At 49.6% G+C, this 22,671-nt stretch carries 18 protein-coding genes and 2 pseudogenes; 9 read left to right on the plus strand and 11 right to left on the minus strand.

Features of this window, described 5'->3' with window-relative positions:
- Positions 1-38: 38 nt before the first annotated feature.
- The 8 genes from atpA to SPI9445_RS0122775 all read right to left on the minus strand — a co-directional run bounded on the left by atpA (position 39) and on the right by SPI9445_RS0122775 (position 7,376).
- The gene (gene atpA, locus SPI9445_RS0122740) at positions 39-1,556 is read right to left on the minus strand and encodes a F0F1 ATP synthase subunit alpha (RefSeq protein WP_017307101.1); all 1,518 of its coding nucleotides are present in this window, start codon (positions 1,554-1,556) and stop codon (positions 39-41) included.
- A gap of 38 nt (positions 1,557-1,594) precedes the next feature.
- The gene (gene atpH / locus SPI9445_RS0122745; protein ID WP_017307102.1) at positions 1,595-2,146 is read right to left on the minus strand and encodes an ATP synthase F1 subunit delta; all 552 of its coding nucleotides are present in this window, start codon (positions 2,144-2,146) and stop codon (positions 1,595-1,597) included.
- A gap of 4 nt (positions 2,147-2,150) precedes the next feature.
- Positions 2,151-2,675: a F0F1 ATP synthase subunit B gene (locus SPI9445_RS0122750; protein WP_017307103.1), complete on the minus strand. Its 525-nt coding sequence runs from the start codon at positions 2,673-2,675 to the stop codon at positions 2,151-2,153.
- Positions 2,676-2,694: 19 nt separating this feature from the next.
- Positions 2,695-3,192 carry a F0F1 ATP synthase subunit B' gene (locus SPI9445_RS0122755; protein WP_026080029.1) on the minus strand — a complete coding sequence of 166 codons (498 nt, stop codon included), beginning with the start codon at positions 3,190-3,192 and terminating at the stop codon, positions 2,695-2,697.
- A 109-nt stretch (positions 3,193-3,301) separates the two neighbouring features.
- A complete protein-coding gene (gene atpE, locus SPI9445_RS0122760) occupies positions 3,302-3,547 on the minus strand; it encodes an ATP synthase F0 subunit C (RefSeq protein ID WP_017307105.1) in 246 nt (81 codons plus the stop codon).
- 144 nt (positions 3,548-3,691) lie between these two features.
- Positions 3,692-4,453 carry a F0F1 ATP synthase subunit A gene (atpB, locus tag SPI9445_RS0122765; RefSeq protein ID WP_017307106.1) on the minus strand — a complete coding sequence of 254 codons (762 nt, stop codon included), beginning with the start codon at positions 4,451-4,453 and terminating at the stop codon, positions 3,692-3,694.
- 233 nt (positions 4,454-4,686) lie between these two features.
- Entirely contained in the window at positions 4,687-5,172 is a 486-nt protein-coding gene (locus SPI9445_RS0122770) for an ATP synthase subunit I (protein WP_237748001.1), read from the minus strand.
- Positions 5,173-5,423: 251 nt separating this feature from the next.
- Entirely contained in the window at positions 5,424-7,376 is a 1,953-nt protein-coding gene (locus SPI9445_RS0122775; RefSeq protein WP_017307108.1) for a CHASE2 domain-containing protein, read from the minus strand.
- Between the two features lie 115 nt (positions 7,377-7,491).
- Between SPI9445_RS0122775 and SPI9445_RS26700 the strand changes: the two genes are divergently transcribed.
- The 5 genes from SPI9445_RS26700 to SPI9445_RS0122800 all read left to right on the plus strand — a co-directional run bounded on the left by SPI9445_RS26700 (position 7,492) and on the right by SPI9445_RS0122800 (position 15,609).
- Positions 7,492-8,901, plus strand: a complete 1,410-nt coding sequence (locus SPI9445_RS26700) for a folate/biopterin family MFS transporter (protein ID WP_017307109.1) — start codon at positions 7,492-7,494, stop codon at positions 8,899-8,901.
- A 248-nt stretch (positions 8,902-9,149) separates the two neighbouring features.
- Positions 9,150-10,031 (plus strand): hypothetical protein, encoded by an 882-nt coding sequence (locus SPI9445_RS26705; protein WP_017307110.1) that lies wholly within the window; start codon positions 9,150-9,152, stop codon positions 10,029-10,031.
- Between the two features lie 282 nt (positions 10,032-10,313).
- Positions 10,314-12,590, plus strand: coding sequence for a GumC family protein (locus tag SPI9445_RS0122790; protein WP_017307111.1), 2,277 nt, complete (start codon positions 10,314-10,316; stop codon positions 12,588-12,590).
- A gap of 77 nt (positions 12,591-12,667) precedes the next feature.
- Positions 12,668-14,101 carry an SLBB domain-containing protein gene (locus SPI9445_RS0122795; protein ID WP_164674582.1) on the plus strand — a complete coding sequence of 478 codons (1,434 nt, stop codon included), beginning with the start codon at positions 12,668-12,670 and terminating at the stop codon, positions 14,099-14,101.
- Positions 14,102-14,289: 188 nt separating this feature from the next.
- Complete coding sequence (locus SPI9445_RS0122800; RefSeq protein WP_017307113.1) at positions 14,290-15,609, plus strand: hybrid sensor histidine kinase/response regulator; 1,320 nt, start codon at positions 14,290-14,292, stop codon at positions 15,607-15,609.
- Between the two features lie 140 nt (positions 15,610-15,749).
- Here the strand turns inward: SPI9445_RS0122800 and SPI9445_RS0122805 are convergent, their stop codons facing one another.
- Together SPI9445_RS0122805 and SPI9445_RS0122810 are read right to left on the minus strand one after the other, a co-directional pair.
- Positions 15,750-16,022: a DUF3143 domain-containing protein gene (locus tag SPI9445_RS0122805; RefSeq protein ID WP_017307114.1), complete on the minus strand. Its 273-nt coding sequence runs from the start codon at positions 16,020-16,022 to the stop codon at positions 15,750-15,752.
- Between the two features lie 19 nt (positions 16,023-16,041).
- Complete coding sequence (locus tag SPI9445_RS0122810) at positions 16,042-16,587, minus strand: J domain-containing protein (protein ID WP_017307115.1); 546 nt, start codon at positions 16,585-16,587, stop codon at positions 16,042-16,044.
- Between the two features lie 242 nt (positions 16,588-16,829).
- Between SPI9445_RS0122810 and SPI9445_RS26710 the strand changes: the two are divergent.
- The 4 genes and pseudogenes from SPI9445_RS26710 to SPI9445_RS31760 form a co-directional block, all read left to right on the plus strand.
- Positions 16,830-17,603: pseudogene (locus SPI9445_RS26710) on the plus strand (RNA-guided endonuclease InsQ/TnpB family protein); the annotation flags it as partial.
- Positions 17,604-17,777: 174 nt separating this feature from the next.
- Positions 17,778-19,382 (plus strand): annotated as a pseudogene (locus SPI9445_RS26715) (glycoside hydrolase family 57 protein); the annotation flags it as partial.
- A 62-nt stretch (positions 19,383-19,444) separates the two neighbouring features.
- Positions 19,445-20,305: a fructosamine kinase family protein gene (locus tag SPI9445_RS0122825; RefSeq protein ID WP_017307118.1), complete on the plus strand. Its 861-nt coding sequence runs from the start codon at positions 19,445-19,447 to the stop codon at positions 20,303-20,305.
- 230 nt (positions 20,306-20,535) lie between these two features.
- Positions 20,536-21,531, plus strand: a complete 996-nt coding sequence (locus SPI9445_RS31760; RefSeq protein WP_017307119.1) for a DnaJ C-terminal domain-containing protein — start codon at positions 20,536-20,538, stop codon at positions 21,529-21,531.
- 100 nt (positions 21,532-21,631) lie between these two features.
- Here the strand turns inward: SPI9445_RS31760 and SPI9445_RS26720 are convergent, their stop codons facing one another.
- Positions 21,632-22,615, minus strand: a complete 984-nt coding sequence (locus tag SPI9445_RS26720) for a substrate-binding domain-containing protein (protein WP_017307120.1) — start codon at positions 22,613-22,615, stop codon at positions 21,632-21,634.
- Positions 22,616-22,671 lie beyond the last annotated feature (56 nt).

The raw sequence follows: 22,671 nt of genomic DNA on the forward strand, positions 1-22,671 counted from the left end.
TCTCCTCTGTTCGCTCACCTAGGGAACGAGAACGGCCATTAAGCGGACACTAAAAAGGCTTGCTTAAATTCAGCGATCGCCTCTTTCAGCATAGTTTCTGCCGCATCCGTGAGTTTCTTCTCAGACTTGATGATCTCAACGAACTCAGCTTTATTGTTCTTGATGTAGTCGCGGAAACCTTGGGTAAAGCGAGTCACTTGAGCCACCGGAACATCATCCATGTAGCCGTTAATCCCGGCATACACCAGCGCCACCTGTTCATAAACCGCTAAGGGAGAATATTGGGGCTGTTTGAGCAGTTCCCGCAGACGTTGACCCCGTGCTAATTGAGCTTGGGTGGCTGCGTCTAAATCCGAGGCAAATTGAGAGAACGCTTCCAACTCGTCGAACTGCGCCAGTTCTAATTTCAGCTTCCCGGCCACCTGTTTCATGGCCTTAATTTGCGCCGCCGATCCCACCCGGGATACAGAAATCCCGGCGTTGATGGCTGGACGTAAACCGGAGTTGAACAGGTCGGAGGATAAGAAAATCTGACCGTCGGTAATAGAAATTACGTTCGTGGGAATGTAAGCGGAAACGTCCCCAGCTTGGGTTTCAATGATGGGTAGAGCCGTCATGCTACCACCGCCCAGGTCATCACTGAGTTTCGCCGCCCGTTCTAACAGACGAGAGTGGAGATAGAACACATCACCGGGGTAAGCTTCCCGACCGGGGGGACGACGGAGTAACAGGGACATCTGGCGATAAGCTTGGGCTTGTTTGGACAAGTCATCATAAATCACCAAGGTAGCTTTCCCTTGATACATGAAATATTCTGCGATCGCCGCTCCGGTATAAGGTGCCAGATATTGCAGAGTCGCCGGGTCACTGGCGTTGGCTGCCACAATCACGGTGTAATCCAAAGCCCCCCGCTCTTCCAGCGCACCAATCACCTGCGCCACAGTGGAGGCTTTTTGACCAATCGCTACATAAACACAGACCACATCCTCTTCTTTTTGGTTGAGGATAGTATCAATCGCAATAGCTGTTTTCCCGGTTTGACGGTCGCCGATGATTAACTCCCGTTGACCCCGACCCACAGGAATCATGGCATCAATAGCCGTAATCCCAGTTTGCATCGGCTCATAAACCGAACGACGTTCCACAATCCCCGGTGCGCCGGATTCAATTAAACGGCTGTCAGTGGCGGCGATGTCTCCTTTGCCATCAATAGGACGAGCGAGAGCATCCACCACCCGGCCAACCATCGCGTCACCGACAGGAATTTGGGCAATTTTTCCGGTGGCTTTAACGGTACTGCCTTCTTGAATCCCGAAGCCATCCCCCATTAATACAGCCCCCACGTTGTCCTCTTCCAAGTTCAACGCGATGCCCACGGTGCCATCTTCAAACTCCACAAATTCCCCAGCCATGACTTTTTCTAAGCCATAAATCCGGGCAATCCCATCCCCCACTTGGAGAACGGTTCCTACGTTGGACACTTGAACATCTTGGTCGTAGGATTCAATCTGCTGGCGAATAATGTTGCTAATTTCGTCTGGTCTAATGCTAACCATGTTTCTCTATATTGACTGTGTTTTACAAGGGGTTGTCACTAGGCATTCAAAGTCATGCCAATACGCCGCAGTTGTCCGCGCAGACTGGCATCAATAATCTGAGAACCCACTTTGATAATCACGCCCCCTAAAATATCGGGGTCGATTTGGGTTTTCACTTCCACATCCCGGGCTTGGGTCATCCCTCTCACCCGGTCAATCACCGAGCGGATTTGCCCATCACTGAGTCCTCGGGCTGAGGTAACTTCGGCGAGTACGACGTTGTTCAACTTGCGCAACAAGGTCAAGTATTGAGCCACAATCGGCTCTAAAAACACAACGCGCCGCTTGTCCACCAGCAGCATTAGGAAGTTCATTAAGTAGGGGCTGGTGCGATCGCCCATGATCCGCCGCAGAATGGCTTTTTTATCTCCCTCTTGGACTACCGGACTACTGATAAAAAACCGCAACTCCGGGGAGGCCTCTAATAGACCCTCTAGGGAGCGTAAATCCTCACCAAACTCATTGGTTAAACTCTTGGATTGGGCAAGAGCCATCAACGCCTGAGCGTAGGGTTCAGCGATTTCACTGCTCAACAATGTGCTATTCATGGCGTTACCCTCCGATGCGAGCAATAGAACGGTCAATCAACTCACCTTGGATGGAATCATCCAGATGATCTTTGAGGTGGGCTTCAACCTTGGCCAAAGCAAGCGTTGCCACTCGTTGACGCAATTCTGCGATCGCCCGATCCTGTTCTGTACTCAAGTCGGCCGCTGCCGTCTCGCGAATCCGGGCAATTTCCGCCTCACCTTTGGCTAAAATTTCCGTTTTTAAACGCCCGGCCGTTGCTTCGGCATTGGCTCGAATTTTCTTCGCTTCATCTTGCGCTTGGGCGAGATTTTGCTGGGCTTCCGCCAATTGGGTCGCCGCCGTTGTCACCCGTTGTTCTGCCTCTTGAATGGCTTCACTAATTCTGGCTTGGCGTTGGGAAAGAATCGTCCCCAAAAATTGCCGTCCAAAATAAAACAGAACCGCAATGATAATGACTAAGTTAAAGAGATTGGTCTCTAGAATATCGAAATTCAGACCAAAGCCACGCTCTGCTCCTTCCGTGGCTAAATAAAAAACTATGCCCATGCTCCTTCTCTCAATCCTGTTATCTGACTAATTCCGGCCCTAGGAGTTTTTCTAGAATCTGGCGTGACAGAGCATCTACTTGTCCTTCTAACGAGGCAAAGGCTTCCGCTTTTTGCTGTTCAATCTCGCGAGCAGTCGCTTCTCGCTGCTGCTGGACTTGTTGCTGTGCTTCTTGCACCTTGCCCGCTACAATTTTTTGCGCTTCGCTTTGGGCTGAGGCAATAATATCTTGAGACTGGCGGCGAACATCCACCAATTCCTGCTCATACTTCTGCGCCAGTTCTTGGGCTTGGGCTAGGCGATCGCGTGCCGTTTGCTGTTTAGTGCGGATAAACTCCTCCCGCTCATCCAGTGCCTTCCCTAAAGGCTTATAAAATAGGACATTTAGGACTGCCACTAAAACCACGAATTGAATGGCCATCAAGGGCAGGGTGGCATCAAAATCAAACAATCCCCCGCCTTCTTCAGCTACAGTTTCAGCCACTTCTGTAGCCAATAAAACTGTCCAGTGCATCATTTTGATCAAACCTATAGCTTAACGTTCCGAATTTGGGGTAGAGACGTAGTTCACTACGCCTCTACTTTTTTTAGGTTTGACGAAGCCTTAACCCCGTCGAGCGGATGAATTAAGCAAAGGGGTTGGCGAACAATAACACCAGAGCAACCACCAAACCATAAATGGTCAGTGCTTCCATGAAAGCCAAGCTCAACAACAGGGTACCGCGAATTTTGCCTTCAGCTTCGGGTTGACGAGCAATCCCTTCTACCGCTTGTCCGGCTGCATTCCCTTGACCAATTCCAGGCCCAATAGCCGCTAAACCAATCGCTAAAGCAGCAGCAATCACGGAGGCGGCAGCAATTGTCGGATTCATAATCTTTCCTTCCTTTGACTCAATGTTTGAATTGTTGTTTCTATGCAACCAGCCAGACTCTCACGAATTGGCTGTTTAAAAATGGGTGTTTTTGCTCAACTGATTGCTCAACTGATTGATCAACCAACTAACCAGACAACCCGGCTAGTGGTGTTCTTCCCCACCATGACCTTCAATCGCTTCCCCGATATACGCACCAGCGAGGGTGGCGAAAATTAGCGCCTGAATCGCACTCGTAAACAGTCCCAACACCATCACAGGTAAAGGAACAATCAACGGCACCAAGAACACTAACACCGCCACGACCAATTCATCGGCCAAAATGTTACCGAATAGACGGAAGCTTAGGGAAAGAGGTTTGGTAAAATCTTCCAAGATATTGATGGGTAGCAAGATGGGGGTGGGTTCAATATACTTTTTCAAGTAGCCCAGCCCACGCTTACTAAAACCAGCGTAGAAATATGCTAAAGACGTAAGCAGTGCCAAAGCAACGGTTGTATTAATATCGTTGGTTGGAGCCGCTAACTCGCCTCCAGGAATTTCAACAAGCTTCCAAGGCACTAACGCCCCTGACCAGTTAGAAACAAAGATGAACAAGAACAAAGTACCAATAAATGGCACCCAAGGTCGATATTCTTTTTCACCGATTTGATTTTTGGCCAGATCCTGAATGAATTCTAAGGCGTATTCCATCAGGTTTTGGAAGCCCTTCGGAGCCGTTTGCACTTGGATATTACGGGTTCCAGCAAGGGCGGCGACAATTAACAGGGCAATGACAAACCAAGAAGTTAGGAAGACTTGCCCGTGTAATTGGAAATTCCCAATTTCCCAATAAAAGTGCTTGCCGACTTCTAATTCAGCTAGGGGGAAGGTATTGAATAGGCTCAAACCATCTAGAATTTCCATGCGGTGAGTTTTTCCCCAGAACTTCAGTAAACTTAAGACAACAGCAAAACAGCATCAATCCGGTCGCGCTTTCGGCTGACTATCAGCAGAAAAACGCTCACCCAATAATTAGGGGTTAGCCTAATTCTCTAGGTGTTGACCCCGGAGGGGAACACTGTTTCCTTTATTTACATCCCGGAAAAACGGCGCTCACGACGCGGACTTTGGCGAAAACGAGGCTTTCTGTACGGGATTTATCGCTGTGCTGGCAAGAGGGTAGTTTGCAGCACATAGACAACAATGGCGGCTTTGTAGGTCATAAATCCGAGGAAGATCGGGACAATCTGGAATTGATCCAGTTGTGTAGCCACTAACAAAACTCCGATAACCGGAGCCAAGCGGTTTATCCCTAACTTGCGTTTCTGTCCCCCAATTTTCTCTACGTCTTTAGCCAACATTCGGAGATACACCACGCCCACACAAGCCCCAATTAAATAATTCAGTCCTGTGTTGAGGCTGTAAGCTATCCAAACGCAAACAAAAATAAAGGCCGTTAACCCTAATGTCACAAGATACAAGGCGTTTTGCAGCTTGTAATACTCCTCCATTGAATCTCCGGCAGAAGCCGTCAAGTTCTCGTGGGTCGAGTTCTCGTGGGTTGAGTTCTCGTGGGTGGATGCTTCGGTGGAAGTGTCCTCCACGGAAGAGGTAGGTTTTAGTGAGGGTTCAGGAGAGTTCACGGGTTTTTATACGACAGATGTTCTCTAGATTTACGTTCCAGATAAAACCGAGCCATCTGCAATATTATCACGGGGGGGGACGTTGTTAAATAAATGTGAACAGTTGTTGGGACAGGGAGTAGGGAACAGAGGAGAGGTCAATTGAGGAATCTCCCTCTGGCAGGTTGGCTGATGACACGACAAGAGCTAGAAACTTCAACTCAGCAGTAGGGTGCGTTAGATAGTCAAGAGTTTTGGCGATTCACTAGCCACTATTCCCCCTCTCCCCTGCTCCCCTGCTCCCCCTGTTCCCTGTTCCCCTTGACCCGATAGACTTCCACCATTTGCTCTTTCCCCTTCAAAGCCAAAAAGCCCCAAGATTCCACCTCAAAGCGGTTGTCTAAATAGGCTAACGTTTCGGCCGCGATTAAAATTCGGCAGTCGGTGGGCTGACGCTCTTTCTCGCAACTTTCCAGACGGGCGGCCGTGTTCACACTATCCCCCAAAACCCCGTACTCCAAACGGTCTTTCCCCCCCAAAGACCCCACCACAACGGGGCCGGTGAAGATGCCGATACGCATTTGAATCTGGGGGAGATTCTTCTGTCTGCCCCAGTGATTAAAACGGTCTAGGAGTTGGCTAATTTCTAAGGCACAGGCAACAGCCCGTTGTGCATCGAGGGCGATTTCTGTGTGGTGGGTGCGGGTCATGGGAACACCAAAGACGGCCATCACGCCATCTCCAGTAAATTTGTTGACAATACCTTGTTTGGCTAACACTTCATGGGTGATGTCCCCTAGCAACTCATTGAGCCATTCTAATAGTTCTTCGGGGGACATTTTTTCAGAAATGGTGCTAAAGCCTTTAATGTCTAAAAAAAGCATGGTTGCGGTGAGACGAATTCCCGGTAGTTTTCCGGCTTTGAGCAGATGATCTCGCCCCCGCCAAAGGGCTTCGGCAATTTCGGGGGAGGTGTTTTGCCCGAGGAGTTTCATCACGATTTTTTGCCGTCGGTGATCATCATAGGATTGGTAGGTAATGACCAGAGCGAGGGTGAGGATTAAGCCGAAAGCGGGGGTAGCTAGGGGAATCCACCAAGCGAGGAGAAAGCCGCCAAAGCCAGTTCCCATGAGGACTAGACCACTGATGATCAGACTGAGTGCGATCGCCAACGGATGCCGAAAATGCCACCCAATCACCCCCCCCACCGTAGACCAAGCCAATAACCAAGCGATTTCGAGGGGATCTGACCAAAATTGAAACAAGGGACGAATTCCCAGGGCGGCATCAACAATTTGACTCACCATATGCCCATGAATCACCACCCCCGGCATTTTGGTATCCCCAGTCAAGGTGGGACTATAGGGCGTGAAAAAACGATCTTGTAAACTGGGGGCAGCGGAGCCAATTAACACCACTTTATCCTCGACCCATTGGGGGTCAAGGGAACCGGAAAGGGCTTCTGTAAAGGAGATTTCTCGCGCTACAGTTTGGGGGGAGCGATAGGTGAGCAAAATTTGATAGCCCCCATCATCTAGCTTGTGATAGCCCCCAGAATTGGGTTCTAAGGGCTTTAAGACCGCTTCCCCCAGTTGGAGATAGTCGGGATAAAGGGGGCTGTTTTGGGGTTGAATGCCTTCTGGGGCCAAGTAGAGGAGGGCAAGACGTAGGGTAAAGGAAAATAAGACATCACCTTCTAGAGTTTCGGCAAACAGTAGATTGCGACGCACGACATTATCTTGATCAACGGGAATGTTATTAAACCCCACTTGGTCGGGGGGAGAGGACCGAGGGGCGGGTGTTCCGGCTAAATCATCAATATTACGGATGGTGATGACGTTAGGGCGTTGTAGTTCTTGATTCAGGGCCTGATGACCCGGTTCAAGGGGAAAGTCACGATATAAGTCTAAACCAATGGCACGGGGATTATAACCTTGTAGACGTTGTAAAAGACGAGCAATGAGTTGATCGGCAAAGGGCCATTTTTCCTGATTCCGTAAGTCTTGCTCGGTGATGGTAATGATCAGTAAATGGGGATCTGGCTCTTGGACGGGACCCCAGCGCACCATCTGATCATAAAGGGCTTGTTCCGGGGCGTTCAGATATCCGGTTTCCCGGACTCCTAGCAGGGTGAGACTAACACTGAGGACAGTGAGGGTGACAATTTTAAGTCCGGTGAGGTCGGGGACAGAATACTCGATCTGTTGCGCTAACCGGGAGAGCATTGACAATTTCGTTTCCATACTGGCTTGTCCTGTGCTGTTACCTTGCTGTTGCCGCCTACCCACAACGTTCTAGGCGATCGCTATAATGAAAGTTCATAAAAGTTTAGAAATATTCATGATTAGTGCCGACCCCCCTTCTCGATCTCTGAAAACCTTCCTCACCGAGAAACTCTTCTTTGGCAATGAACCCACTCCGGAGTTACTGGCCATCTTAACGGTTTATTTTGTCCAAGGGATTTTAGGACTCTCGCGCTTGGCGGTGAGTTTCTTTCTCAAGGATGAATTACATCTTTCCCCCGCTCAAGTGGGAGCTCTGTTGGGAGTTGCCGCCCTGCCTTGGGTGGTTAAACCCCTGTTTGGCTTTTTATCGGACGGTTTGCCCTTATTTGGCTATCGTCGCCGTTCCTATTTAGTCCTGTCCGGTATTTTAGGAACATTAGCTTGGGTCGCCCTAGCCACTTTGGTCCAAGATGCTTGGACCGCCACTCTTGCCATTTTATTATCTTCAATCTCCATTGCTATTAGTGATGTTATTGCCGACTCAATTGTAGTGGAACGAGTACGGGGGGAATCTATGGCACAATCGGGGTCTTTACAATCCCTGACTTGGGCTGTATCAGCACTGGGGGGGTTAATTACAGCCTATCTCAGTGGTTGGCTATTGCAACAGTTTAATACTCAAACCGTATTTTGGATTACGGCGGCTTTTCCCTTGATTGTCTGTGGGGTGGCGGGGTGGATTGTGGAAACCCCTCTGTTGCCCAGTTTGGACGCTAAACGGCCAGTGATTGGCACTCAGATTAAACAAGTCTGGCAAGCGATGAAACAAAAGGCTATCTGGTTGCCGACGTTGTTTGTCTTTCTCTGGCAAGCCACCCCCAGCAGTGAATCGGCGTTTTTCTTTTTTGTGACCAATGATTTAGGCTTTCAACCGGAATTTCTCGGACGGGTGCGCTTAGTGACGAGTTTGGCGGCCTTGTTGGGGATTTGGCTATACCAACGGTTTTTTAAGGCGGTTCCCTTTCGGGTGATTTTGGGCTGGACTACGGTGTTAGCCTCTGCTTTGGGAATGACGACGTTATTGTTGGTGACTCATACCAATCGAGCGTTAGGAATTGATGATCATTGGTTTAGTTTAGGGGATAGTTTGATTTTGACGGTGATGGGACAGATTGCCTTTATGCCTGTGTTGGTGCTTTCGGCGCGTTTATGTCCTCCGGGGATTGAAGCGACGTTATTTGCTCTATTAATGTCGATTTGGAATTTAGCGGGGTTATTGTCCCATGAGTTGGGCGCGTTATTAACTCAATGGTTAGGGGTGACGGAGACGAATTTTGAGCAGCTTTGGCTGTTGGTGGTGTTAACCAATCTTTCAACGTTGTTACCCTTGCCGTTTTTGGGCTGGTTGCCGGGGGAAGATGAGGATCCCGTGGCGCAATTGTTCCCGCAAGAGGAGGAATCGCAAGTGTCACCCACGGAGAGGGAGTCTGAGCGGCAATTATTATCCGTGAGTCGTGAACAGTAAGAGGTGGGGAATCCGGTATCGGGTGTCGGGAATAGGTAATAGGGAATTGGGAGTAATGTCATTGCGTAGCAAACGCGTAGCGTGACCTAGGAAGGTACGAAGCAATAAGCGTCAGGAGTCGGGAGATTGCCTCTCCCCTGCTCCCCTGCTCCCTACTCGTTGATTCAGTGTGGGAGAATGTCAATAGACTACAATTAGGCCGGCAACAAACCCACCCACAAGGGGATGGGGTTTCTCGGAGGAAGATTATGAAAGTCAAGAAGCCCACCCAAATCATCAGAACCGATAAGCGGACATTGAACCCAAGCACCCAACAGCTTGTTCTGTTTGGCGAAACGGTGAAAGTCTACCGTCGGCCATTGAGTCAAAAACTCAAAGCCGGGGGCGTGCTTGCCCTTTTGAGCGTCATTTTCGGAGCCGTTGACCCCGTTTTGGGTAATCCTTCATCTCCCCCCCTCCAAACCCTTGGAAACGCATCAAAACAGTGGATCACACAGGCTTCTGAACCCCCGTCCACCCCCTTGGACATTGAGCCGGAGATTTTAGAAGAAAGTCCCGTTTTGCAACGATGGTCTGAAGAAATTCCCGATGTCCTCCACGACATCCGCCATGATCCTAGTTTTAAAACCCGTGTCCGTCTAGGTTATAGTCAGTTTCCCTCGACCCGTCATCACAGTGGCTGGAATATTGGGGTGGAGGATGTGTTTTTAGGGAAAACCGGGTTAACTGTTAGTGCTGAGTATCAAGGGACTTTTAAGGGTGATTCCTTGACTGGCGACCAACGCAGGACTTGGGGGGGAGATTTACGATACTATGTTCTCCCCTTGGGGAGTCGGGTCAATATTGCCCCGGTTTTGGGTTATCGGAACATCACCACCGGAGCCTATCAAACTGATGGGGTGAATGTGGGAGCCACACTAAAGTTAATTCCCTCCCGCACGGGGGCGGCGGATCTGTCCTTAACTCAAACCTTTGTCTCTCCCGGCAGTGGCGATGAGGTGGGCATTACCACCCTTTCCGTCGGTTATGCTATTACCCGTCATTTACGCCTCTCAACGGATTTGCAAAAGCAGAATTCTGTGGCGAAAAAAGATAGTCGTGTGGGGATTGTTTTGGAGTGGATGCCTTGACATACTCACCGTCCTAAAGGAGCGGTGATTCTTTGCGCTTCATTGGGATGTGCTGGTGTTCTGATCTCCAACATTCTCGATAAACTCAAGGGAGAAAAGCCGCCCCGAAATGCTTGTCCTGAGACAAGCGGAAGGGAAGGGGCTTCAGACCCAAAATCTTTGATGAACTACAGTTCACGACATTAGCGCGGATTCAGACATAGCGTAAGGTTTCCCAGACAGTCCCGAAAAATTGTGGCAGAATAGCAGCATATTGATCACTGATCATTGCATCTCTACCCTATGGTTTCTAATCTCAACCCTCAGTCATCCTTACCACCCGGCAGTCCAAGTCCTCAATCCCTGCCGAACAAGCTGATATTAGAACCACCTTTTGCCCCTAAAGCTGAGGAAGAATCCTTAAACCTGCGTCAGGCGTTGTCTGTGTTGCGGAGACGGTGGTGGGTGATGTTGCTGGTGAGTGGGGCGGTGAGTTGTGCGGTTGGTTTTAGAGTTCTCAATGAGGTGCCTCTTTATCGTAGTCAATTCCGCTTGTTGATTGAACCGATTGCCAGTGATGAGAGTTTCGACCAATTCAGTCAGCGCTTGATTGGACAGTATGCGGCTGAAATTGACTATGAAACGCAGATTGAGGTGTTGGTGAGTCCGACGGTGATTAATCCGATTTTGGGGGAGATTCAAACTCGTTACCCGGATATGGACTACAACGCTTTGGTGAGTAATTTGGGTATTGGACGGGTGGGGCCGACGAAGATTTTGGAGGTGAGTTATCAAGACTCTAACCCGGAAAAGATTCAGTTTGTGTTGGAGCGAGTTTCGGAAGGGTTTATTGAGTATTCCCAACGGGAACGGAAAACTGGGAATCAAAAGGGGTTGAATTTTGTCGAGGAACAATTACCTGTTTTGCAAAAGCGGGTGAATGATCTACAAATTGAGGTGCAACAGTTCCGCCAGAGACATAATATTTTAGACCCGAATGAACAGGGACAGGCTGCCGCAGGTCGTCTGAATGGGATTCGGGAGGAAATTGTGATGACTCAACGGGATTTACAAGAAACTCAATCGCTGATTGCTCAATTGCAAGAACAGTTAAATGTGGATCTCGGTCAGGCGCTGGTGATGAATGCTTTAAGTGAGGCTCCGCGCTATCAGGCCTTGTTAAGTCAATTACAGGAGATTGAAAGTCAAATTGCTTTAGAGTCGGCGCGGTTTACGCCGAATAGTCCCAATATTCAGGTTTTACAGGATCGGCGCAATAATTTACTGCCTTTGCTTCAGGCTGAAGCTCAAGTGGTGTTGGGTCGTCAGGGGATGCCTGGGGGGGGGCAAAACTTGGCGGCTTCTCCTAATGCGTTGCGATCGCAAACTACCCAGCAACTCATTGATACCCTCAATCGTCGTCAAGTCCTCACGGTGCGACAAGCGGCACTGAGTCAGGCCGAAGCCGCTCAAACGCGACAAGTCCAGAATTTCGCCACCCTCAGCCGTCAGTATGCGGACTTAATGCGGGAGTTAGATGTAGCCACAGAAGGGCTGAAACGCTTCCTCTCGGTACAGGAAGACTTACAAATTGAAGCCGCCCGACGGACGATTTCTTGGGAACTGCTCAATGCCCCCCAAATCCCCCTTTATCCTATTGCGCCTAATGTGCCTCGGGGGTTAACGATTGGTTTAGTGGCTGGAGTGTTGGCTGGGGCTGGAGCCGCCCTGATTGCGGAAAAACTGGACGTGCGCTTTCACTCCCCGGAAGATTTACGGGATGCGGTGGGTTTACCGATTTTGGGGGTTATTCCCTACCGCAAGGAAATTAAAGATAGCCGGGTGAAAGATCGACCCCTGCCCCGTTTGGGGGGCAGTCGTTACCGGGCTTCTCCCTTCTTGGAGTCTTTCCGCAGTCTCAACGCGAATTTATCTTTTTTTACCCCGGACAAACCCTTACAGGTTTTAGTGATAAGTTCATCTGTTCCACTTGAAGGTAAATCTACTACCTCGATTAATCTCGCTCAAGCGGCCGCGGCAATGGGGCAACGGGTGTTATTAGTGGATGCGGATTTGCGTCGCCCTCAAGTCCATGTGATGACGGATTTGCCTAATGTGTGGGGGCTATCCCATGCTATCTCGATGGATATTGAAGTGGAGGATATTATTCAACCGTTTCCCAGTAACAATGGGGGGACTGGTGGGGAGGATAATTTGTATGTTTTAACCTCGGGTCAAATTCCCCCGGATCCCACCCGATTACTCTCTTCCCAAAAAATGCGATCGCTCATTGACTATTTCCGTCAATCTTTCGACTTAGTGATTTTTGACACGCCCCCCATGTTAGGGTTAGCCGATGCCAAATTCCTCGCCGCTCAAGCGGATGTGATGTTGATGGTGGTTCGGTTAGGCTGGACAGACCGGGCGATTTTTAAACAAGTGATTGATGGGCTGAAAGTCTCCCAAACCTCGGCACTCGGTCTGATTGCTAACGGGGCTAAAGACTTTAGTTCCGGTTCTTATTATTACTATCATCGTTATTTTGCCACCGAAGAGGGGGCATCTCCCATAGACTCATGAACAGCAAGATTCATCTAGTGAGCAATCCATGCTTGAACGTCCGGTTGCTCCTTCCGGGGTCACTATTTCTGTCCTTGGTGCTTTCCCTACCCGTCCGGGGGCAAATCCCGACGTTTACGCCTCTGGATTTAGACCTTCCCACCCCCGAGGAAGCCCCCCTTGCTCCCCCTCCTTGGGATGGAGGAGAGCCCTTGGAGATAGCCCCTCCCCCAGTACCCCCCACCCTGACCCCTTCCGCCCCGCCCCCGAATCGACCCTATACTCTCGGAGCAGGCGATCGCGTCCGCCTCGATATTTTCAACATACCGGAGTATAGTGGGGAGTATCCAGTATTAATTGATGGCACCCTCAACCTCCCCCTGATCGGCACTGTTCCCGTGGCTGACCTCACCCTCCAACAGGCCGCCGACCTTCTTTCTCAACGTTACGCTCCCTATTTAACCCGTCCCATCGTCACCCTCGGTTTACTGCGGCCCCGTCCCGTGCGGTTAGCCATTGCTGGAGAAGTACAACGACCGGGTTCCTATACCGTCACCGTTGATGAAGGCCGCCAGTTTCCCACGGTCACGGAATTAATCGCCCTCGCCGAAGGGATTACTCTCTCGGCCGATGTGCGCCAAGTGAGAATCCGCCGCACCTATCAGGGGATAGAACAGACCTACACGGTGGATCTTTGGGAACTCTTACAAGCGGGGGAATTAGGGCAAGATATTCCCCTGCGGGATGGGGATGCCTTAATTATCCCTACGGCTATGGCGATTAATCCCCAAGAATTGAGGCAACTGGCTGATGCGAGTTTTGCCCCCGATGCCCCCAGTTCCATTCAGATTGCGATTGTGGGGGAAGTGGTACGACCGGGAACCCATACCCTGCGCGTCGATGCGGTAGGAGTCCTCCCCAGCGTCACCACGGCGATTAAAGAAGCGGGAGGAATTACAACTCTGGCCAATGTGCGCAATATTGAACTCCGTCGTACCCCCCGCAATGGTCAAGAGGAAAGCATTCAGGTGGATTTATGGGAGTTACTGCAAAGCGGGGACTTGAGTCAGGATGTGTTGTTACAACCGGGCGATCGCATTATAGTCACCCAAGCCCCGGAAATTGACAGCGCCACCATTGGTACCCTCACCTCCGCCACCTTCTCCCCCAACACTGTGCGGGTCAATGTCGTGGGGGAAGTCAACCGAGGTGGCACCCTTGAATTACCCCCCAATACCCCCTTAAATCAAGCCATTTTAGCGGCCGGAGGGTTTAATAATCGAGCGCGTCAGAGTCGGGTGGAATTAGTGCGACTGAACCCCAACGGTACTGTTTCCCGCCAAGAGTTCGCGGTGGATTTAACTCAAGGCATTGATACAGAGAATAATCCGGTTCTGCTCAATAATGATGTGGTCGTGGTGAATCGTTCTTTCCTCGCCCGCACTACCGACACCCTGACCTCTGTTCTAGCGCCTGTGGGGGGGTTTGTCTCGTTTATCAACTTCTTCCGCATTTTCGGGTTCTTGAATTAAGGCTTGTTGCATAAAAAGAGCGACCCGCTCCCCTACAGACTGAGATTGTAGGGATTTTTGTGATTCTCAGCAAGAGAATGTCAAAATAGATCAATGTACTTTAGGCGAACCGCAGAATTAATTACTATTCACCCCCAAGTACAGATTATCTAATACTCACGCGATCCACCCCCAATAGACAAATTGGTATGGACAACCTCACACCCCCCAGACTCAATAATCCGTTGAGTCGCATTTTAATTGTGGATGATAGCCTAGATCATCTTCAGAGTTTAGGAAATTTGCTATCAGAACAAGGGTATCATGTTGAGCAGGCCGTGAGTGGGGAAATAGCCTTAGAAATCCTGCGGGATCATGTCCCCCATTTGATTTTATTAGACCTGATGATGCCTAAGCGGGAGGGTTACGAGGTTTATCATCGTCTCAAGGATAACCCAGAAACGGCAGATATTCCGGTAATTTTCCTCAGTCGGGAAGATGAACTGGTGGATTCCCAGCGAACGTTTGCGATGGGAGGGGTAGATTATATCGCTAAACCCTACCATCCGGTGGAAGTTTTGGTTAGGGTCGCCAATCAATTGAAGATTCAACGCTTACAACGACAATTACAGCACCGCAATGAGCAGTTACAACGGGAAATTGAGGAAGTGATCGAAACGCAAGCGGAATTACAGCGTTTAAATCAGCAGCTAGAACACCAAGTCGCTCAACGCACGTTACAACTGCGCGATCGCAATGCCAAACTCCTAGAACTACAAACCCAGTTAGAACAATCCCTGATCACTGAACAATCCCTCAGTACCTTAAAATCCCAACTGATTAACACTATCTCCCATCAATTCCGTACCCCTCTAACGGTGATTAGTTCTTCCGCCAGTTTAATTCGTCGGATGTTGCCGAAAACCGAACAACTGGACTGTGAACCGTTTTTTCAGAAAATTGATCAAAGCGTCAATAACATTACTCAAATGTTGGACGATGTGATCACTATGGCGAAAATTAACGCCAATGATCTTAAAGCGGATCCCCAACCTTGTAATATTCTGACCTCTTGTCAGAATTTAATGCACCATTGGCAACTCCCCCCCCACAGTCTCCATCAACTCCGTTGTGTCAAGGAGGGGAATTTACCCCAATGGATGTGTTTAGACCCTATTTTGCTGCAAAAACTGCTCATTCAACTGCTCTCCAATGCCATCCGCTATTCTCCCCAAGGGGGGGAGATTGTCCTGAAACTTAAGGGAGAACCGGATATCGTTCATTTATCGGTGCAGGATTGTGGGATTGGGATTCCCTCCAAGGAACAAGACAAAATCGGTGAGTTATTTTATCGCGCCAGTAATGCCAACTCTATTCCCGGAACTCCTGGCACAGGTTTAGGATTAGCGATTGTTAAGTGGATTGTCGAACAACATGATGGCACTTTGACTATTGAAAGTGAATGCGATCGCGGAACGACTATCACGGTTAGTTTCCCCATTGTCCTTAATCCCACTTGTGGGGAATAAGGTGTCGGGAATGGGGAATCGGGAAAAGGCAATAGGGCATAGGGAATCGGGAGTCGGGAGTCGGGAGTCGGGAATCGGGGAAGAGGTAATAAGGAATAATTATCAATTTTCCCCTGCTCCCCTGCTCCCCTGCTCCCCAATCAAGGCCCCGAAAAAATCGCTGCTTCCACATCCGAACGACTCAGAGAATACTTAAACGAACGGACAATATCTTTCATGCCCTCTCCGGCATTGAGATAACGCACCGATAATTCCTCAATTTCTAAACATAACTCAGCCTTCCAAGTGGGTCGTTCCACATACCAACAATTGAGTTCTTTCGGATCTTGCTGACACCCCAAATTAATGAGCCATTGCTCAATTTCCGGGAGAGGGTGATTGTAGAGTGGGGTGTCAGCAGTGGGAAGAGCCATAGGAAAAGATAGAGAAACTTCACGAAGACAAGAACAAGAAACAGACAAAGGGTTGAGGGCGAATTTGGCCAATCTCTGGCGAGACTAGGGTAGAGTCCCCCTGAGTGAGTCCGAGTGCGATCGCCAACAACAAACAGGCCAAAAACGTCACCCCAAGGATAAACAGAGCGAAGATTTCCCCTGACGAAAGCGGTCGATCATGAGGGTCAAGATAAGCAGAACCACTCCAAGGGGAAGACGAAGCCGTATCCAAATCCGGGGGAGCCTGAAGGACATTCACCCGAGAATACCCAATTTTAGCATCGTACAGCATCCGACGCTCCGGGCTAGATAAAGTCGCATAGGCCTCATTGAGTTGTTGGAACTTCTGAGTTGCCACATCCCCCGGCAATTCCGTTGTATCCGGGTGATATTGTTTGCTCAACTCCCGATAAGCGCGGCGAATTTCCACCGGAGAGGCGCAAGGATCCACCCCCAGCCAACCATAATAAGTCGTGGCTAATCGTGTTTGAGCCGAAATCATCCGTTTTTGGGCAAATTGATTCACTGTTTGCGCCTCCAGCATGGCAAATCACGAGCCGTGATGTCAGTTATTTTAGCGAATCCGCACCAGTGGCCAAGCCTTCTCCCTGAACAGGATATCAACGTTAAAGAGATCAAAAAGACTTGCATTTTTCTGCTTGTGAGTCGAAATTTTTACGAAAATAGCACGGGAGTCTGAAAGCCCCGTCAATTTATTGCGGGGATGAAAGACGACACGAGCGGCTTTAGCCGCCTTCCTTGCGTCAGATATGCTAGTCTAAACCCATGATTGTACTAGAGTTCAAAGCACGGGTAAAACCCGCCCAGGCTGCCGCCATTGACGAGGCGATACGGACGGCTCAGTTTGTCCGTAACAAGGCCGTGCGCCATTGGATGGACAACCGGGGAGTGGGTAAATGTGACCTTAGCCAACACTTTGCAGAGTTGGCTGAGGGGTTTCCCTTTGCCAAAAAGCTCAATTCCATGGCTCGTCAAGCAGCAGCCGAACGAGCTTGGAGTTCAATCAGTCGGTTCTACAACAACTGCAAAAAGAAAGTCAAGCCCGCAGGATTCCCCAGATTCAAGAAGCATTCCCGCTCGGTGGAGTACAAAACCTCTGGGTGGAAGTTGCTTGAACCGAAGCGCATCAAGTTTACCGATGGCTTCGGAATCGGGGAATTGCGGTTGATTGGAACCTACGATCTGGCACGCTATGACAAATCCCTAATTAAGCGAGTTCGCTTAGTCCGTCGCGCCGATGGCTACTACGTTCAGTTCTGCATCCAGGTTGATGTTCAGGTGCAGAGTGAGCCGATTCAAAAAACCGTGGGCCTTGATCTAGGGTTAGGGTATTTTATCGCTGCCAGTGATGGCAGTGTGGTAGAAGCACCATCGTTCTATCGTAAGTCTGAACATCGGTTGAACCGAGCCAATCGGCAGAAGTCCAGAAAGTATCGCAAGGGGGCAAAACCCCAGTCAAGGAACTATCACAAGGCTAGGAATCGATACGCCCGCAAGCATTTAAGGGTAAGTAGGCAGCGTAATGAGTGGGTGAATCAACATCCTGCGCCTTGGACTAACTACCGTGGGACACACGGGAAGTTATACGCTTGGGGAGATTGGGCCTCTGGTTGGGTTGGAGAAATCCTGCTCAGTTAAGTCTGGTCGATGAACCAAGAATCCCCGTCGCGTGATTCGCGGGGAGTGTCAACGGATCCTCATTCTCTATCCTCCATGTCCCACCCTCTCTATGTCGCCTTCATCTGGCATCAACATCAACCCTTTTATAGCCCCTGTTCCAGTCGCAAAAATTATGTCGTCCCCTCGGTGCGACAACACGCCACCAAAGACTATTTAGACCTCATTTTACGCCTAGAAGCCTATCCCCAACTCCATCAAACGGTTAACCTTGTCCCTTCTCTCATTTTGCAGCTAGAAGCTTATATTAACGGCGAGGCTAAAGATGAAGATTTAGCCTTTTCCCTCAGTGATGAACGCTATTTTAGTGAAGCCGATCAGCGCTATGTGTTGAGCAATTTTTTCCGAGGCTATGCCCCCCATATTATCGCCCCCCATCCTCGCTATCAGGAGTTATATGAGCAATGGCACACCGAGGGGGAGGATTGGTGTTTAACCCATTGGCAGACCCAAGATTATGGGGATCTGATGGCCTGGCATGATTTAGCTTGGATTGATCCCCTGTTTTGGGATGATCCAGAGATTGCCCGATGGTTGAAACAGGGGCGGAATTTTACATTAGGCGATCGCCAAGCCATTTGGCAAAAACAACGGGAGATCATGAGGCAAATTCTGCCCAAACACCACCAAATGCAGGAACAGGGACAGTTAGAAATCATCACCTCTCCCTATGCTCACCCCATGTTACCCCTCTTAGCCGATACCAACGCTGCACAAGTAACACAGCCGGATCTAGCCCTGCCTTCTCCAGCCTTCGGGTGGCCGCAAGATATGGGGCGACATTTACGGAAAGCTTGGGCGATTTATAGCGATCGCTTTGGTCGTCCTCCCTTGGGATTATGGCCTCCAGAACAAGCTGTTAGTCCGGCTATTTTACCCCCCATCGCTCAACAGGGTTTTCAGTGGCTCTGCTCTGATGAAGCCGTGTTAGGCTGGACGTTAAACCACTTTTTCCACCGGGATGACCAAGGCCGCCTGACCAACCCAGAACTTTTGTATCGTCCCTACCGAATTACAACCCCCCACGGTGACTTAGCGATGGTCTTTCGGGATCATACCCTGTCCGATCGGATTGGGTTTGATTATGGTGGAATGCCCCCAGAAACGGGAGCGAGGGATTTAGTGCAACGATTAGAGGCGATCGCACAACAACAGCAAAACCAGTCTACCCCAGACCCTTGGTTAGTCACCATCGCCCTAGACGGAGAGAACTGTTGGGAATATTACCCCCAAGATGGCGGCCCCTTCCTCAACCATCTTTACGCACAGTTAAGCCAGCATCCCCAGTTCAAATTAGTCACCGTCAGCGAATTTCTCCAACAATTCCCCCCCACCGTCACCCTTGAGGCTGAACAACTACACAGTGGCTCCTGGGTTGATGGGAACTTTACCACTTGGATCGGCCACCCCGCCAAAAATCGCGCCTGGGAACTACTCCAGGCCGCCCGTCAAACCCTCGCCAATCACCCGGAAGCCACCCCAGAAACCCATCCAGAGGCTTGGGAAGCTCTCGACGCGGCCGAGGGATCCGATTGGTTTTGGTGGCTGGGTAAAGGCAACGCCGCCCCCTATGAGGAACTATTTGAGCAAGTCTTTCTTGACCATCTCAAGATGATGTATCAGGCTCTCAATGAACCCATGTTGCTAGAGTAGAATCCGGTAACTGTATCTGATAGTGTGTGTCAACCAATATCTCTAGACTCATGTGGAATCAAATCGCCGAGCAAATTAGCCAAACCACCGGACTCCCTTTTTCTCTCGAAACTCGCCGTTCTGTCTCTGGAGGCTGTATTAATCAAGGATATGCGATCGCCGATGGTCAACGAACTTATTTTGTAAAGATCAATACCGCTTCTCAAGTGGAAATGTTTGCGGCCGAAGCCTTGGGACTCAAGCAAATGTATGAAACCCAAAGTATTCGGGTTCCCCAACCCCTGACTTGGGGAGTGGCAGGGAATTCTAGTTATATTGTGATGGAATGGCTAGAATTTGGGCGAGGGGATCACTCGTCTTGGGAAAAAATGGGGCAGAATTTGGCCGCTATGCACCGTTACCAAAGGGCGACAAGATTTGGCTGGGACTGTAACAATACGATTGGTTCTACCCCTCAAGTCAATGATTGGACTGAAAACTGGGCGGAATTTTTCACGGAACACCGTATAGGGTTTCAATTGCGTTTAGCCAAACGACGAGGGGGAGGGTTTCCTGATATTGGTGTGGTTCTAGATGCTGTGCGGGAGTGCCTAGAAGATTGGCAACCTCAGCCTTCCTTAGTCCATGGGGATTTATGGTCTGGGAATGCGGCTTGTACGGTGCAGGGTGAACCCGTTATCTTGGATCCGGCGACTTATTGGGGCGATCGCGAAGTTGATATTGCCATGACTGAACTCTTTGGAGGGTTTCCCGCACCTTTCTATCGCGGTTACAATCAGACCTGGCCCCTAGATGTAGGCTATCAACAACGCAAAACCCTATACAATCTCTATCACATCCTGAACCATTTTAATTTATTCGGTGGGGGCTACGGGTCCCAAGCCAATCGAATGATTCAACAGATTTTGTAGTAGGGAGCAGGGGAGCAGGGGAGAGGCAATCTCCCGACACCCGACAACCCGACACCCGACACCCGATTCCCGACTCCCGATATAAGGGTGCGGGAATTGCGACTTGCACCACTCCAAGAACCGAACGGGATGAGTTCTAATCTTTGCTACAGTGTTAACTGGGTCCTATCCCTAGGCATCCACTAAATCCTAACTAAAATCCACAATCAAACACGAGGAGATGATGGTTAATGGCCTCAACTGACTTCAAAGATTACTACGCCATTCTAGGAGTGGGTAAAACTGCCGGTGCTGAGGAAATTAAAAAGGCTTTTCGCAAATTAGCCTTAAAATATCATCCTGACCGGAATCCGGGAGATAAGGCCGCAGAAGCTCGCTTTAAGGAAGTCAGTGAAGCTTACGAGGTTCTCTCCGACCCAGAAAAACGGCAAAAATATGACCAATTTGGGCAATATTGGCGACAAGCAGGCTCTCAGCCGGGGGGGGGATTTGGTCGGAGTCCGGTGGATTTTGGGGGGTTTGATTTTGGGCGCTATGGCAGTTTTGAAGAGTTTATCAATGACTTGCTGGGAGGATTAGGGGGAAACACGAACACCCGCACCCGCACCTATCGCAGCACTAACGGACGCAGTACCTATCAAAGTCCGGGGGGGTTTGGGACGGGGTTTAATACGACCACCCAAAGCACAGGAGGCGATCGCGAGGCAACCATTCGTCTGACCTTCACCGAAGCATTCCGAGGCATTCAGAAGCGTCTCAATGTGGGATCGGAAATTATTGATGTGCGGATTCCCCCCGGTGCAAAACCCGGGAGTCGGGTGAGAGTACGCGGGAAAGGCAACATGAGCGCCTATTCTCAACAACGGGGAGATTTATATTTAAATGTTGACCTAGAACCCCATAATTTCTTCGCTTTTGACGGGGATAATTTAGTCTGTGAAGTGCCGATTACCCCCGATGAGGCAGTTTTAGGGGCAGATATTCAAGTTCCTACACCGGATGGTTTAGTCACCATGAAAGTTCCGGCTGGCATTCGGGGGGGTCAAACGCTACGCTTACGGGGTAAGGGATGGGTGAGTCTCAAAGGAGGACGGACAGATCAATTGGTGAAAATTGCGATCGCCACTCCCCCTAATCCTACCTCAGTTGAACGGGAATACTACGAGAAAATCCGCAAAAGTCGCACCTACAACCCCCGTCAACATTTAAAAACCGTTCATTTATGAACCTAATCGTTCTAGTCTTTCCTAGAGTAATAAGATCAATTCTTGAGAGGACCGGGAGATGATGAGATCAAGAATGGTTCTCAATTGAGGGTCAATGGCGTTAAATGCCTGTGCCTTCATCTTCCCAAGACCAACGATAAACCCCCTCATATTGACTCACTGTTTCTGATGTGACAATATCAATGGGGATTTCCATTAAGGAGGGGACGGTTTTTCCTTGGTGGAGATCCATTAAAACTTTAACCCCTTGCTGTCCTTCCTGATAGGGGTCTTGCTGGACTACACCTAGCACAAAACCCTCTTTTAAGCCTTGAATTGCAGCCGGACTGAGATCCCACCCCACAATTACTGTTTTGTCTGTTTGACGTTGAAAACGGACTTGGGCGATCGCACTAATCAACGCTGGCTCTCCTGTAGCAAAAATAGCATCCAGTTGAGGAAAATTGGTTAACAATTCTTCGGCGGCCTGTTTGGCGATCGCCTTTTCATTGTTGCCATCCGCCACAGCGACGATTTGATGCTGATTTTCCGTGACTCGCTCTGTAAAGGCTTGTTGCCTCTGGTTTTGAGTCCAAGATTCAAAAGCACCAATCACACCGATTTGAGCCGCTTGTAAACCTTGTTCTCTCGCCCAGTGATTAAAAAATCCCGCCATTTGACGGCTTCCTCCAATATTATCCACCCCAATCTGAACGACGACTCCCGGATGTTCTAGAACCCCATCCACGGCAATGACAGGGATATTTGCTAGTTCTGCGGATGTAATAGCGGCTTGGAGTAACTCTGATTCAATTGAGACTACAATAATCCCATCCACCTGATTGGCCACGAATTCTTGAATATAATCTCGTTGCAGTTGGGGATCTCCGTTGGGATTTTTGATCAGCAACTCAATATTATTATCCTCTGCTGCTTGTTTAGCCCCTTCAAGCATTTGATTAAAAAATAAAGCCTGTAAATTGTTGGTTACTAAGCCGATTCTCAGCGTTGGGGGGGGATTTCCCGTCCATTGATTCAGGGTTTGACAACAAACTAAGCCGAGAACAACAAAAAACAGTAGAATAGTTCGAGTCGTCCGTTTCATGGTTTTCCACGAGTTAGGAATGGGGAGGGCGCGATCGCTCCATTGGCATTATCAAA

The sequence above is a fragment of the Spirulina subsalsa PCC 9445 genome, assembly GCF_000314005.1.
In the GTDB taxonomy this organism is placed as follows: domain Bacteria; phylum Cyanobacteriota; class Cyanobacteriia; order Cyanobacteriales; family Spirulinaceae; genus Spirulina_A; species Spirulina_A subsalsa.

Excerpts from the sequence above, each read along its gene's own strand:
- atpE (WP_017307105.1), bottom strand. The coding sequence starts at position 3,547 with ATGAATCCGACAATTGCTGCCGCCTCCGTGATTGCTGCTGCTTTAGCG.
- SPI9445_RS0122790 (WP_017307111.1), top strand. The coding sequence starts at position 10,314 with ATGGTTTCTAATCTCAACCCTCAGTCATCCTTACCACCCGGCAGTCCA.
- SPI9445_RS0122775 (WP_017307108.1), bottom strand. The coding sequence starts at position 7,376 with ATGCTCTCCCGGTTAGCGCAACAGATCGAGTATTCTGTCCCCGACCTC.
- SPI9445_RS26720 (WP_017307120.1), bottom strand. The coding sequence starts at position 22,615 with ATGAAACGGACGACTCGAACTATTCTACTGTTTTTTGTTGTTCTCGGC.
- atpH (WP_017307102.1), bottom strand. The coding sequence starts at position 2,146 with ATGAATAGCACATTGTTGAGCAGTGAAATCGCTGAACCCTACGCTCAG.
- SPI9445_RS31760 (WP_017307119.1), top strand. The coding sequence starts at position 20,536 with ATGGCCTCAACTGACTTCAAAGATTACTACGCCATTCTAGGAGTGGGT.
- atpB (WP_017307106.1), bottom strand. The coding sequence starts at position 4,453 with ATGGAAATTCTAGATGGTTTGAGCCTATTCAATACCTTCCCCCTAGCT.
- SPI9445_RS0122755 (WP_026080029.1), bottom strand. The coding sequence starts at position 3,192 with ATGATGCACTGGACAGTTTTATTGGCTACAGAAGTGGCTGAAACTGTA.
- SPI9445_RS0122750 (WP_017307103.1), bottom strand. The coding sequence starts at position 2,675 with ATGGGCATAGTTTTTTATTTAGCCACGGAAGGAGCAGAGCGTGGCTTT.
- atpA (WP_017307101.1), bottom strand. The coding sequence starts at position 1,556 with ATGGTTAGCATTAGACCAGACGAAATTAGCAACATTATTCGCCAGCAG.
- SPI9445_RS26705 (WP_017307110.1), top strand. The coding sequence starts at position 9,150 with ATGAAAGTCAAGAAGCCCACCCAAATCATCAGAACCGATAAGCGGACA.
- SPI9445_RS26700 (WP_017307109.1), top strand. The coding sequence starts at position 7,492 with ATGATTAGTGCCGACCCCCCTTCTCGATCTCTGAAAACCTTCCTCACC.
- SPI9445_RS0122825 (WP_017307118.1), top strand. The coding sequence starts at position 19,445 with ATGTGGAATCAAATCGCCGAGCAAATTAGCCAAACCACCGGACTCCCT.
- SPI9445_RS0122800 (WP_017307113.1), top strand. The coding sequence starts at position 14,290 with ATGGACAACCTCACACCCCCCAGACTCAATAATCCGTTGAGTCGCATT.
- SPI9445_RS0122810 (WP_017307115.1), bottom strand. The coding sequence starts at position 16,587 with ATGCTGGAGGCGCAAACAGTGAATCAATTTGCCCAAAAACGGATGATT.
- SPI9445_RS0122805 (WP_017307114.1), bottom strand. The coding sequence starts at position 16,022 with ATGGCTCTTCCCACTGCTGACACCCCACTCTACAATCACCCTCTCCCG.